Here is a 12,091-nt window from a genome sequence, read left to right on the forward strand (position 1 = left end):
CCGGTGCATCACCCGTCCCGAAGGAGAGAGAAACAGCGTGGTCGACACTTCCCCCGGAACCGAGACGAACGGCGCGGACGCGTTCCGCGTCGAGCACGACACGATGGGCGAGGTGCGGGTCCCGAAGGACGCGCTGTACGCCGCCCAGACGCAGCGCGCCGTCGAGAACTTCCCCATCTCCGGCCGCGGGCTCGAGCCCGCGCAGATCCAGGCGCTCGCCCGCATCAAGCGCGCCGCCGCGATCGTGAACGGGGAGCTCGGCATCCTCGACGCCGACGTGGCCGAGGCGATCGTCGCGGCCGCCGACGAGGTGGCGGGCGGATCCCACCACGAGCACTTCCCCATCGACGTGTACCAGACGGGCTCCGGCACGAGCTCGAACATGAACATGAACGAGGTCCTCGCGGCCCTCGCCACCGCGTCGCTCGGGAAGCCCGTGCACCCGAACGACCACGTCAACGCGTCGCAGTCGTCGAACGACGTCTTCCCCACCTCGGTGCACGTCGCCGTCACGGGCGCGCTCCTCGCCGAGCTGATCCCCGCGCTCGAGCACCTCGCGGAGTCGCTGGAGACCAAGGCCGAGGCGTGGAAGGGGCTCGTCAAGGCCGGCCGCACGCACCTCATGGACGCGACCCCGGTCACGTTCGGCCAGGAGTTCGCCGGCTACGCGCGCCAGATCCGCCTCGGCATCGAGCGCGTCCGCACGGCCCTCCCCCGCGTCGCGGAGGTCCCGCTCGGCGGCACGGCCACCGGCACGGGCATCAACACGCCGCTCGGGTTCCCGCAGAAGGTCATCCAGGTGCTCGCGGACGACACGGGCCTGCCGGTCACCGAGGCGCTCGACCACTTCGAGGCGCAGGGCGCGCGCGACGGCCTCGTCGACGCGTCCGGCGCGCTGCGCACCCTCGCGGTGAGCCTCACCAAGATCTGCAACGACATCCGCTGGATGGGCTCGGGCCCGAACACCGGCCTCGGCGAGCTGCACATCCCCGACCTGCAGCCCGGGTCGTCCATCATGCCCGGCAAGGTCAACCCGGTCATCCCCGAGGCCGTGCTCATGGTGTGCGCGCGCGTCATCGGCAACGACGCCACCGTCGCGTGGGCGGGCGCCTCGGGCCTGTTCGAGCTCAACGTCGCGATCCCGGTCATGGGCTCGTCGCTGCTGGAGTCGATCCGCATCCTCGCCTCCTCCACGCGCCTGCTCGCCGACAAGACCGTCGACGGCCTGCGCGTCAACGAGGAGCACGCGCGGGCGCTCGCGGAGTCGTCGCCGTCGATCGTCACGCCGCTGAACCGCATCATCGGCTACGAGGCGGCGGCGAAGATCGCGAAGCACTCGGTCGCGCAGAAGATGACGGTGCGCGAGGCGGTCGTCGACCTCGGCTACGTCGAGCGCGGCGAGATCACCGAGGAGCAGCTCGACCAGGGCCTCGACGTGCTGCGGATGACGGCGCCCGGCCTGTAGCCACAGCCCCGCACGGACGCCGACGGGCGCCGATCCCCGCGGGGACCGGCGCCCGTCGTCATGCGCGGGGCGGGCGGATCACATCGGGTCGCCGTCGAGCAGCCCGGTGACGAGCGCCGCGATCGCGCTCCGCTCCGAGCGCGTGAGCGTGATGTGCCCGAACAGCTCGTGGCCCTTCAGCGTCTCGATCACGCTGGCGACGCCGTCGTGCCGGCCGACCCGCAGGTTGTCGCGCTGCGCCACGTCGTGCGTGAGCACCACGCGCGAGTTCTGGCCGATGCGGCTGAGCACCGTGAGCAGCACGTTCCGCTCCAGCGACTGCGCCTCGTCGACGATCACGAACGCGTCGTGCAGCGAGCGCCCGCGGATGTGGGTGAGCGGCAGCACCTCGAGGATCCCGCGCTCCACGACCTCGTCCATGACGTTCTGCGAGACGACCGAGCCGAGGGTGTCGAACACGGCCTGCGCCCACGGGTTCATCTTCTCGGTCGCGTCGCCCGGCAGGTAGCCGAGCTCCTGGCCGCCCACCGCGTACAGCGGCCGGAACACCATGATCTTGCGGTGCTGCTGCTTCTCCAGCACCGCCTCGAGCGCGGCGCAGAGGGCGAGCGCCGACTTGCCCGTGCCGGCGCTGCCGCCGAGGGATACGATCCCCACCTCGCGGTCGAGGAGCAGGTCGATCGCGAGCCGCTGCTCGGCCGAGCGGCCCTTCAGGCCGAAGACCTCGCGGTCGCCGCGGACGAGGTGCACGGTGCCGCGGCGCACGACGCGGCCGAGCGCGGGTCCGCGGTCGGAGCGGAGCACGACGCCCGTGTTGACGGGCAGGTCGCCGACGGCGCGGGTCTGCACCGTGCCGCTGTCGTAGAGGTCGGCCATCTGCTCCGCGGAGAGGGTGACGTCGGCCATGCCGGTCCAGCCGCTGTCCACGGCGAGCTCGGCGCGGTACTCCTCGGCCATGAGTCCGATGGAGGCGGCCTTCACGCGCAGCGGCATGTCCTTCGAGACGACCGTGACCGCGAGGCCCTCGGTCGAGAGGTTGAGGGCGACCGCGAGGATCCGGGAGTCGTTGTCGCCGAGCTGGAGGCCGTTGGGCAGGCCCGCCATGCTCGAGTGGTTGAGCTCGACCCGCAGCGTGCCGCCGGCGTCGCCCACCTCGATGGGGAAGTCGAGCCGCTCGTGCTCCTCGCGGAGCTGGTCGAGGTGGCGGAGGGCCTGGCGGGCGAAGTAGCCGATCTCCGGGTCGTTCCGCTTCGACTCCAGCTCGGTGATGACGATCACCGGGATGACGACCGCGTGCTCCGCGAAGCGGAAGAACGCGCGCGGGTCGGACAGGAGGACGGAGGTGTCGAGCACGTACGTGCGCTCGGCCTGCGGCGTCCCCTCCCCGGTCCTGTCACGTCGAGCGGTGCTGCTCTGGCTGTCCATCGGGGCCACGGGCCACTCCATCCCCGAGCGTTCGCGCTCGGATCCTGACGGCGATCGGGCCACGGTGGCGAGAAGAGATCCTGCGGCCCTCTCGATCGGGCGCCATGCCCGATGAGTGGAACCTACGTCGCGCACCGCTGCGGTGACCAGAGCGACGCGGGTCCGGATGTGTCGTGGACATTAACTCTTGCTCCGCGCGGGCCGTCGAGGCGGCGCCGGCGGCGCCGGCACAGCAGGGCGCCCGCCTCAGGAGCCGAAGCGGCGCTGGCGCGAGGAGTAGTCGCGGAGGGCGCGGAGGAAGTCGACCTCGCGGAGGTCCGGCCCCAGCGCCTCCATGAAGTAGAGCTCGCTGTGCGCCGACTGCCACAGCATGAAGTCGCTGATGCGCTGCTCGCCCGAGGTGCGGATCACGAGGTCCGGGTCCGGCTGGCCGCCCGTGTAGAGGTGCTCGCCGATGAGGTCGGGCGTGAGGAGCGCCGCGAGGTCCTCGAGCGTGCCGCCCGCGAGGTGGTGCGACTGCACGATGCTCCGCATGGCGTCCGCGATCTCGGTGCGCCCGCCGTAGCCGACCGCGAGGTTGATGTGCAAACCGGCGTTCCCCTTCGACCGCTCCTCGGAGGCGTCGAGCCGGGCGATGAGCTCCGGCGGCAGGCCCTCGTCGGATCCCACGTGCTTGACGCGCCAGTCGCGGTGCTCCGAGAGGTCCTCCGCGAGCTGGCCGATGATGTCGATCAGCGCCGTGAGCTCGTCGCTCCCGCGGCCCGTGAGGTTGTCGGTGGAGAGCAGGTAGAGCGTCGTGACCTTGATGTCGAGGTCGTCGCACCACTCCAGGAACTCGAGGAACTTGGCCGCGCCGGCGCGGTGCCCGTGGGCGGCGGACTCGAGGCCCAGCTGGCGGGCCCAGCGGCGGTTGCCGTCGAGGATCATCGCGATGTGGTGCGGCAGCGAGCTGCGGTCGAGGCCGCGACGGATGCGCTTCTGGTACGCCCGGTAGAGCAGACCGCGCCACGGTCGGATCGGCTTCTCTCGCACGGAGGCAACGCTATCCCACGCGCCCGGGAGCCCGGATCGCCCGCCCGGGTGACGTCCCCCGGGCTGTCCTACACTCGCAGGATGACGCGCGACGCCTCCTCCCCCTCGCCGCTCGGCGACACCCCGGAGGAGGACGCGTCGGTCGCCCACCTCCCGCTCGTGGAGGACGCGCAGGACGTCGGCCCGGAGCCGAAGCCCACCTGGCGCGGCTGGCTGCACGCGGGCATGACCCCGGTGGCGCTCGTGCTCGGGATCGTGCTCATCGCGGTGGCCGACGGCGCCGCGGCGCGCATCGCGTGCGCCGTGTTCGTCGCCTCGTCGCTGCTGCTGTTCGGCGTCTCCGCGGTCTACCACCGGTTCGACTGGTCGCCGCGGGCGAAGATCCTCCTCAAGCGGATGGACCACGCCAACATCTTCCTGCTCATCGCGGGCTCCTACACGCCCATCACGGTGCTGGCGCTGCCGCACGAGAAGTCGGTGCTGCTGCTCTGGCTGGTGTGGTCGGGCGCCGCGCTCGGCGTGCTCTTCCGCGTGTTCTGGATCCACGCCCCGCGCTGGCTCTACGTGCTGCTCTACCTGGTGCTCGGCTACGCGTCGCTGGTGTTCATCGTCGACTTCTTCCGCGCCGACGCGGCGATGATGACGCTGATCCTCGCGGGCGGCCTCGCCTACACGGTCGGCGCCGTCGCGTACGCGCTGAAGCGGCCGAACCCCTGGCCCGGCCGCTTCGGCTTCCACGAGATCTTCCACGCGTTCACCCTCATGGCGTTCCTCTGCCACTGGACGGGCATCCTGCTCGTGGCGACGCACCCGCCCGTCGTCTGACCGGGCGGGTGCGTCGGGCACCCGCTACAGGTACGGCTGCACGTTCTCCGTGTAGGCGCTCGTCAGCTGCGTGGCGGCGGCCGGGAACACGGCGGCGGGATCCGCGCCCTGCGTGAGGATCTGCGCCCACGGCTGCTGCAGGTACGTGTCGCCGTTGGGGATCAGCGTCCGCGCCCAGTCCTGCGAGCGGACGTGCTCGAGGCTGTCGTAGACCGTGCGGAACGCCGGGTTCGACGCCCAGAACCCCGTGAGGTCGGACGACTGGCCGGCCGAGGTGCGCACGGGGGCGTAGCCCGTCTTCTTGGCGAAGGCGACCTGCTGGTCGACCTCGGTGACGTGCTTGATGAACATGCCGGCGGCGAGCTGCTGCTCCTTGGTCTTGCTGCCGACCACCGCGAGGCCCGTGCCGCCCGTGGGGACGAACTGGCCCTGCGGTCCGCCGGGGAGCACGCCCGTGCCGATGGGGAACTTGGCGCTCGCGGTGACGATGCCGACGGCGCCCGCCGACGCGATGGTGCACGGCGCCAGGCCGCCCGCGAAGTCGACCGCGGTGTCGCCGCTGGCCGCCGCGACGTTCGCGATCTTGGAGTCGAAGACGAGGCCGCGGGCGTAGCCGGCCGCCTCGAGCGTCTCGGGCTGGTCGAGCTTGAGGTCCCAGCCGTCGGAGTACTGGCCGCCGCGGCCCCAGAGCACGTTGCTCATCGCCCAGGTGCCGATGGATCCCTGCGGCAGGCGGACGGCGGGCGCGCCGCCCGTCACCTTCATGATGGCCGGCGCCCACTCCTCGAGCTCCGCCCAGGTGTCGGGCGCGCGGTCGGGCAGGCCGGCCTTCGACCAGATCGACTTGTCGTAGTAGAAGATCGGCGTCGAACGCGCGTACGGCACGGCGAAGCGGCTGCCGTCGTACAGGTAGTCGTCCAGGAACACCTTGTTGTAGTCGTCGAGCTGGAAGTCGAGGTGCGCCATGAGGCCGTCCATCGCGATCGACTGCTTGTTCACCATGTAGCGGAACCACCAGGTGTCGCTGGCGTTCACCATGTCGGGCATGCTGTCGGTGCCCGCGGCGGCCTGCAGCTTCTGCGCGATCTCGTCGTAGCTCGCGCCGCCCGTCACGACGTTGACCGTGATGCCCGTCTTGGCGAGGAAGTCGGCGGCGAACTGCGCCTCGAGCTCGGAGGTCTGGCCGGGGTGCGTGGTCCACCAGGTGATGTCGGTCGCGGGCTGGACGCCCTCCCAGTCGGTGTCGGGCGCCGCGGTCGCGGCCGGGCCGCCGACCGAGGGGCCGGAGCAGGCGGCGAGGAACGCGGTGCCGCCGAGCACGGCGCCCATCTTCAGGACGTCGCGGCGGTCGAACGGGCGGGAGGCGGCGGCGCGGAAGGCCGAGCGCGGGTCGATGGGCATGCTTCTCCTGGGGATCGGGTCGGTGCGGGGGAAGAGGGAGAGGGAGGTAAGGGCGGGGCGGCGCGCGGGCTCAGCCCGTGACGGCGCCGGCGGTGAGGCCGCCGACGATGCGCCGCTGGAAGACCAGGAAGACGGCGAGCACGGGCAGCGTGACGATGACCGTCCCGGCCATGAGCACGCCCCAGTTCGTGATGCCCGTCGTGTCCTGCAGGAGGGTGAGGCCCACGGGGAGCGTCATCATGCGCGGGTCGGTCGTGACGAGCAGCGGCCAGAGGTAGTCGTTCCACTCGCCGACCACGGACACGAGCGCGACGGCGGCGATCGTGGGGCCCGACATGGGGATCACGAACGAGCGGAGGCGGCGCAGGTGCCCGGCGCCGTCCATCGCGGCGGCCTCGAGCACGGAGCCCGGCAGCGTGAGGAAGTGCTGGCGGAAGAGGAAGGTGCCGTAGGCGCTCGCGACGCCCGGGAGGATGAGGCCCGGGTAGGTGTTGATCCAGCCGAGGCCCGCGATGACCTGGTAGTTCGGGATCATCACGATCTGCTGCGGCACGAGGAGCGCGAGGATCACGACGCCGAACCACACGTTCTTGAACGGCACGCGGATGAACACGAGCGCGTACGCCGTCAGCAGCCCGAGCAGCACCTTGAGTCCGGAGCCCACCACCGTCTTGATGACGCTGTTGGTCGCGAGCGTAGAGAAGGAGACCGTGTCCGACGCCGTCTGGTAGTTCGTGGGCGCGAAGGACGACGGGAGGATCGTGAGCGGCAGCGAGTAGATCTCGCTGAACCCCTTGAAGCTCGTGAGCACCATCCAGATGAGCGGCAGCAGCATGACGACGACGGCGAGGGCCAGCGCGAGGTAGGTGCCGGCCAGGGGCGGGCGGGCGGATCCGGCGGGTCGGCGGACGCTGCGGCGGCGCGGGGCGTCGGGTGCGGCCGCGGGCTCCGGCCGGGTGAGGGTCGCGGTCACGAGTAGTGCACCTTCCGCTGGACGATGACGAGCTGGACGAGCGTGACGACGAGCAGGACGAGGAAGAGGATCGTGGCGACCGCCGACGAGTAGCCGGCCCGTCCGGCCACGAAGCCCTCGTGGTAGATCTGGTACATCATCGTGGTGGTGCCCTGCAGCGGGCCGCCCTTGGTCATGGCGCTGATGAGGTCGAAGGTCTGCAGCGAGCTGAGCAGGGTCGTCACGCTGAGGAAGAACGTGGTCGGGCTGAGCATCGGCAGCACGATGCGGACGAAGGTGCGCATCCGGCCGGCGCCGTCGAGGGACGCCGCGTCGAGCAGGTCCTTCGGCACGGCCTGGAGGCCCGCGAGGTAGATGAGCGCGCAGTAGCCGAGGTCGCGCCAGACCTGCACGGTCGTGACCATCGCGAGGGCGGCGCCCGGGTCGCTGTACCAGCCGGGCGACGGCAGGCCGAGGGCGGTGAGGCCCGCGGACACGAGGCCGAAGTTCGGGTCGAAGACGTACAGCCAGAGGAAGCCGACGGCCACGCCCGAGAGCACGTAGGGCGCGACGATGATGGTGCGGACGGGGCCGCGCAGGCGGATCCTCCGGTTCAGCAGGACGGCGACCCCGAGCCCCAGCACCATCGAGCCCACGACCGTGACGCCCGTGAACACCAGCGTGACGCCGACGACCGTGGGCGTCTGGGGATCCTGGAACCAGGCGACGTAGTTGGCGAGCCCGACCTCGCGCGCCACCTGCGAGCCGATGTTCCACTGCAGCGTGGAGTAGTAGAAGGACTCGAGCAGCGGCTTGTACGTGAAGACCGCGAGCAGCAGCACGTTGGGGCCGACGAAGGCGAGGAACAGGAGCCCGTCGCGGATCCGGCCCGGTCGGCGGCGACGCGGACCGGAGCCGGGGCGCGTGCCGGCCGGGCGGACGGTCGTCGGGCTCGGTGCCGTCACCGCCTCCGGCGTCGGCGCGACCCGGGTGGGCGCGGGGGCGTGCGTCACGTCGGACCTCCTCGTTCGGGATGAGGAGGGAACGTTCCCTCCGTGCCTGGCCAAGGTACGGAGGGCGGGTTAATGGCGGGAGTCGCGCAGGTGGCGAACGGGCGGACGAGCGACGGCCGGCGCCCCCTGGACGGGGGACGCTGGCCGGCGCGCCGATCAGCCGCGTGGAGTCGGCTGGTCGTCCGAGCTGACCATCCAGTTGCGGTAGTCCGTGTACATCAACCCGACGCCGCGCTTCGTCTTGAAGGCCTCGCCGCACCACGGGCCGGTGTAGCTGGTGATCTTGTACGGACCCTGGGGCACGTCGACCTTGATGTAGGGCCAGGCATCGATCCCGGGGACGTAGGCGCCCATCGAGTAGCACTGGTTGAAGGTCGAGTCGGGGAAGCCGGGGAGGCCATGGATCCTGATCGACCTGACGTTGGCGCCGCGCGGGGTCCAGTGCGTCTGGAGCTGGACTCGGACATACGGGACCGTCGCCGCCGATTGCTCGAGCGTCTGGGCGGATGCCGGCGCAGCACCGATACCGGCCGCGAGGGCGATCGCGAGCGAGGCGGCGAGGGCACCCGCCATGCGGAACCGTCGAGGCGAGGTGGTCGAGGGGGATTCGAGGGTCATGTGGGTGTGTCTCCTATGTCGTGCGGACGATGGGATGTGGGAACCAGGGGAGGTGACGGCCGGGGCGCCCGGGTGGCGAGCCAGCGCGCGAGCGACGGCCGGCGCCCCTCGGATGGGGACGCCGGCCGTGGGCGGGCGGCTCAGCCGCTGATCACCCGTGCCCGTGGTGGTTGCGGATCCAGCCCCCGACCGAGGGCAGTCCCGAGCCGTCGAAACCCGGGTCAGCCGGGCTGTGGTTGTGTCCCATGGCGATGACGCTGGCTCCGTCCGAGGCGGCGGTCGCGGAGGCGGTCGCGGAGGCGGACGCGGATGCGTGCGCGATGCCCAGGCCGACCGTTGCGGAGAACGCGATCGCGGCGAGGGCCGTGATGGATGCGGCGCGGACGGGACGCAGCGGGGATCGGCCCAGGGTCGTGGTGGATGACGTGTTCATGGAACTCCGTTCTCGTGGGGACCAGGAGACTACGGACCCGACGGGCCGCGGGTCGTCGAGCGTGCACAGCACGCGGACGGGTCTGTGCGCGAGGCGGGCGGACGAGCGACGGCCGGCGCCCCGCATGGGGACGCCGGCCGTCGGACGGGTGATCAGCCGGTCGCCATCAGCCGTGGAGGTCGCGGTGGCCCCAGGTGCTCCTCGGGGGCGCCCATTCGTACTCGGGATGCGGCTCGGGCTGGCTGTGGTTGTGGCCCATGGCGCTGACGTTGACCCCATCCGGAGCCGCGGACGCGGTCGCTGCGGCGGATGCGTGGGCGATGCCGAGGCCGACCGTGGCGGAGAGCGCGATCGCGGCGAGGGCCGTGACGGATGCGGCCCGGACGGGGCGAAGCGGGGATCGGCCCGAGGGCGTGGAGGATGTCGTGTCCATGGGACTCCGTTCTCGTGGGGGTCACGAGAATACGGGTCCGAGGCCCAGGCGGGCCGACGGGCGTCCACAGCGCGGGGGCGGACCCGCCACCCGGCAGGGGCGTCGTTCAGCCGCGCGGCGGACCCGCGGGAGCATCCGGATCCGCGGGGTCGTCGCCGTCGGGGTCCGTCGTCCGGAGGTCCCGCTCGGGCGCGGAGTCGCGGGCGAGGTCGGCCTCGAGCTTCTCCGCCTCGAGCCGACCGCGGATCTCCTCGCGGTAGCGCGTGCGGCGGATCCGACGGGTCATGTCGACCATGAGCAGCAGCACCATGACGGCCACGAAGAAGATCGCGATGAAGCCGACGGGGCCGGGCGAGACCGTGTCCGGGTTGAACTCGGCGGTTGGCGTGGGGCTCGGGGTCGTGGCGGCGACGGCCACGCGGAGGAGCAGGTCCCCGCCCATCAGGCGCGCGCCGTCCGGTCGGCGACGGCGGCCGCGTCGTCGTCCGCGATGCCGGCGAACAGGTCGTCCTCGGGCTCCGGCACCGGCACGCGCGACTCGACGAGCTGGAAGTCCTCGAAGGGCCAGGCGCGCTGCTGGAGGTCGCGCGGCCAGCGGAAGAACGTGCTGTCGGGGGCGACCTGGCTCGCGTGCGACAGGAGCGCGCGGTCGCGGGCCTCGAAGTGGTCGGCGACGTGCACGCGCGTGGTGGAGAGGTCGGGGCGGTCGCCCATCCAGCCGAGCATCTCGTCGACGGCCTCGAGCATCTCGGGGCCGGCGTCGGAGGCGACCAGGTGCTCGCGCACGGCGCGGATCTTGGTGCCGTTGAAGATCCGGTCGAAGTAGAGCTTCCGGACCTCCCACGGCTCGCCCGCGTCGGGGTACGAGCCCGCGACGCCCGACTCGCGCCAGGCCTCCATGGCCACGACGTGCGCCTGGATGTGGTCGGGGTGCGGGTAGCCGCCGTTCTCGTCGTACGCCACCAGCACGTGCGGGCGGAAGGCGCGGACCAGGCGGATGAGCGGCTCGGCGGAGACCTCCACCGGGATGCTCGCGAAGGACGCGGGCGGCAGGGAGCCGTCCTCGCGCGCCATGCCCGAGTCGACGTAGCCGAGCCAGCGGTGCTGCACGCCCATGACGGCCTGCGCGCGCGCCATCTCGATGCGGCGGAGGCCCGGCAGGTCGCGCTCGGCCATCGCGCGCTCCGCGAGCCCCTCGTTGAGGATGTCGCCCGCCTCGCCGCCCGTGCAGCTGACGACCATGACCTCGGCGCCCTCCTGCGTGTAGCGGGTGTAGGTGGCGGCGCCCTTGCTCGACTCGTCGTCGGGGTGGGCATGCACGGCCATGAGGCGCAGGGTCACGGGGCTCCAAGGGTGGGGAATGTAGTCTTGACCCCCAGAGTACAAGGTGCGTGTGGAGGAGATCGCCGTGACGACCGAGTCCCGCTCCCCCGCATCCACGGGCCCCCTGGCGGACGACGACGAGACCGTCGAGCACCGCGTGCCCGCCCCCGTCTCGACCGCCGCGCTCGACGAGCGGTACGGCCGCACGCGGCCCGCGCGCATCCGCCAGCGCTGGCTCTACGGCACGGCCGGCGGGCTCGTCGCGCTCGTGTTCGGCGCGTGGGTGCTGTGGGCCGGGCTCGACCAGGCGTCCGGATCCATCGACGCCACCGACCGCGCCTTCGACGTCGTCGACGCGCGCACCATCGACGTCACCTTCTCCGTCGTCATGCCCGCCGGCCAGGAGGCCTGGTGCGCGGTCCAGGCGCAGGACGAGCAGCGCTCCATCGTCGGCTGGAAGGTCGTCGAGCTGCCCGCGCAGGACGGCGTCGAGCGCACCGAGACGGTGCGACTGCGCACCACCGGCCAGGCCGTCACCGGGTTGATCCACAGCTGCTGGCCCGCCTAGAGTGGGGGATTCGCCTCGACGGATCCGTCGGGGCGTCCGTGCGAGTGCAAGGAGTCCATCGTGGCGCAGGAGCAGGCAGTCACCTGGCTGACCCAGGAGGCGTTCGACCGCCTCAGCAGGGAGCTCGACACCCTCAGCGTGCAGGGCCGCGAGGAGATCGCGAAGAAGATCGAGATCGCCCGCGAGGAGGGCGACCTCAAGGAGAACGGCGGCTACCACGCGGCCAAGGAGGAGCAGGGCAAGATCGAGGCCCGCATCCGCCAGCTCACGCAGCTGCTCCGCACGGCCGAGGTGGGCGACGCCCCGGAGAGCCACGGCGTCGTGGAGCCCGGCACGGTCGTCACCGCGCTCATCGCCGGCGATGAGACCAAGTTCCTGCTCGGCAACCGCGAGATCGCGGGCGACAGCGACCTCGACGTCTACAGCGAGCAGTCGCCGCTGGGCGCCGCCATCATCGGCTGGGAGGTCGGGCGGAAGGGCACGTACGTCGCGCCGAACGGCCGCGAGATCCCCGTCGAGATCCAGGCCGTGGAGAACTACACGCCGTAGCCCGGCGCGCACGACGACGAGAGGGGACGCGGACCGCACGGTCCGCGTCCCCTC

The 12,091-nt window shown here is 71.9% G+C and carries 14 protein-coding genes; 4 read left to right on the forward strand and 10 right to left on the reverse strand.

All coding sequences use genetic code 11. From position 1 onward, the window contains the following. Positions 1 to 37 precede the first annotated feature (37 nt). Positions 38 to 1,465 carry a class II fumarate hydratase gene (locus FGG90_RS07410; protein ID WP_094128561.1) on the forward strand — a complete coding sequence of 476 codons (1,428 nt, stop codon included), beginning with the start codon at positions 38 to 40 and terminating at the stop codon, positions 1,463 to 1,465. Positions 1,466 to 1,543: 78 nt separating this feature from the next. On the opposite strand, the gene FGG90_RS07415 is transcribed toward FGG90_RS07410, so the two are convergent. Next, positions 1,544 to 2,890, reverse strand: a complete 1,347-nt coding sequence (locus FGG90_RS07415) for a PhoH family protein (protein ID WP_237583568.1) — start codon at positions 2,888 to 2,890, stop codon at positions 1,544 to 1,546. A 246-nt stretch (positions 2,891 to 3,136) separates the two neighbouring features. Beyond that, positions 3,137 to 3,922 (reverse strand): isoprenyl transferase, encoded by a 786-nt coding sequence (locus FGG90_RS07420; RefSeq protein ID WP_094128558.1) that lies wholly within the window; start codon positions 3,920 to 3,922, stop codon positions 3,137 to 3,139. Positions 3,923 to 4,003: 81 nt separating this feature from the next. Between FGG90_RS07420 and trhA the strand changes: the two genes are divergently transcribed. Further along, entirely contained in the window at positions 4,004 to 4,747 is a 744-nt protein-coding gene (gene trhA, locus FGG90_RS07425) for a PAQR family membrane homeostasis protein TrhA (protein ID WP_094128555.1), read from the forward strand. 24 nt (positions 4,748 to 4,771) lie between these two features. Here the strand turns inward: trhA and FGG90_RS07430 are convergent, their stop codons facing one another. The 8 genes from FGG90_RS07430 to mca all read right to left on the reverse strand — a co-directional run bounded on the left by FGG90_RS07430 (position 4,772) and on the right by mca (position 10,938). Beyond that, the gene (locus FGG90_RS07430) at positions 4,772 to 6,148 is read right to left on the reverse strand and encodes an extracellular solute-binding protein (protein ID WP_094128552.1); all 1,377 of its coding nucleotides are present in this window, start codon (positions 6,146 to 6,148) and stop codon (positions 4,772 to 4,774) included. Positions 6,149 to 6,218: 70 nt separating this feature from the next. Beyond that, a complete protein-coding gene (locus tag FGG90_RS07435) occupies positions 6,219 to 7,121 on the reverse strand; it encodes a carbohydrate ABC transporter permease (RefSeq protein ID WP_094128549.1) in 903 nt (300 codons plus the stop codon). Next, a complete protein-coding gene (locus tag FGG90_RS07440; protein WP_094128546.1) occupies positions 7,118 to 8,113 on the reverse strand; it encodes a carbohydrate ABC transporter permease in 996 nt (331 codons plus the stop codon). Before FGG90_RS07440 ends, FGG90_RS07435 begins: the two co-directional genes overlap by 4 nt. Positions 8,114 to 8,269: 156 nt before the next feature. After that, positions 8,270 to 8,731, reverse strand: coding sequence for a hypothetical protein (locus tag FGG90_RS07445; protein ID WP_094128543.1), 462 nt, complete (start codon positions 8,729 to 8,731; stop codon positions 8,270 to 8,272). Positions 8,732 to 8,882: 151 nt separating this feature from the next. Then, positions 8,883 to 9,164: a hypothetical protein gene (locus tag FGG90_RS07450; RefSeq protein WP_094128541.1), complete on the reverse strand. Its 282-nt coding sequence runs from the start codon at positions 9,162 to 9,164 to the stop codon at positions 8,883 to 8,885. Positions 9,165 to 9,330: 166 nt separating this feature from the next. Further along, on the reverse strand, positions 9,331 to 9,597 hold the full coding sequence (locus tag FGG90_RS07455) for a hypothetical protein (RefSeq protein ID WP_063072572.1): 267 nt from the start codon (positions 9,595 to 9,597) through the stop codon (positions 9,331 to 9,333). A 106-nt stretch (positions 9,598 to 9,703) separates the two neighbouring features. Beyond that, on the reverse strand, positions 9,704 to 10,039 hold the full coding sequence (locus FGG90_RS07460; RefSeq protein ID WP_094128538.1) for a hypothetical protein: 336 nt from the start codon (positions 10,037 to 10,039) through the stop codon (positions 9,704 to 9,706). After that, positions 10,039 to 10,938 carry a mycothiol conjugate amidase Mca gene (gene mca, locus FGG90_RS07465; protein WP_237583244.1) on the reverse strand — a complete coding sequence of 300 codons (900 nt, stop codon included), beginning with the start codon at positions 10,936 to 10,938 and terminating at the stop codon, positions 10,039 to 10,041. The genes FGG90_RS07460 and mca overlap by 1 nt, the downstream gene beginning before the upstream one ends. 67 nt (positions 10,939 to 11,005) lie before the next feature. On the opposite strand from mca, the gene FGG90_RS07470 reads away from it, so the two are divergent. Together FGG90_RS07470 and greA are read left to right on the forward strand one after the other, a co-directional pair. Beyond that, complete coding sequence (locus FGG90_RS07470; RefSeq protein ID WP_094131456.1) at positions 11,006 to 11,488, forward strand: DUF4307 domain-containing protein; 483 nt, start codon at positions 11,006 to 11,008, stop codon at positions 11,486 to 11,488. 60 nt (positions 11,489 to 11,548) lie between these two features. Beyond that, positions 11,549 to 12,037 (forward strand): transcription elongation factor GreA, encoded by a 489-nt coding sequence (gene greA / locus FGG90_RS07475; RefSeq protein ID WP_094128535.1) that lies wholly within the window; start codon positions 11,549 to 11,551, stop codon positions 12,035 to 12,037. The last annotated feature ends 54 nt before the right edge of the window (positions 12,038 to 12,091 follow it).

Source organism: Clavibacter michiganensis subsp. tessellarius (assembly GCF_021922985.1).
Lineage (GTDB): Bacteria > Actinomycetota > Actinomycetes > Actinomycetales > Microbacteriaceae > Clavibacter > Clavibacter tessellarius.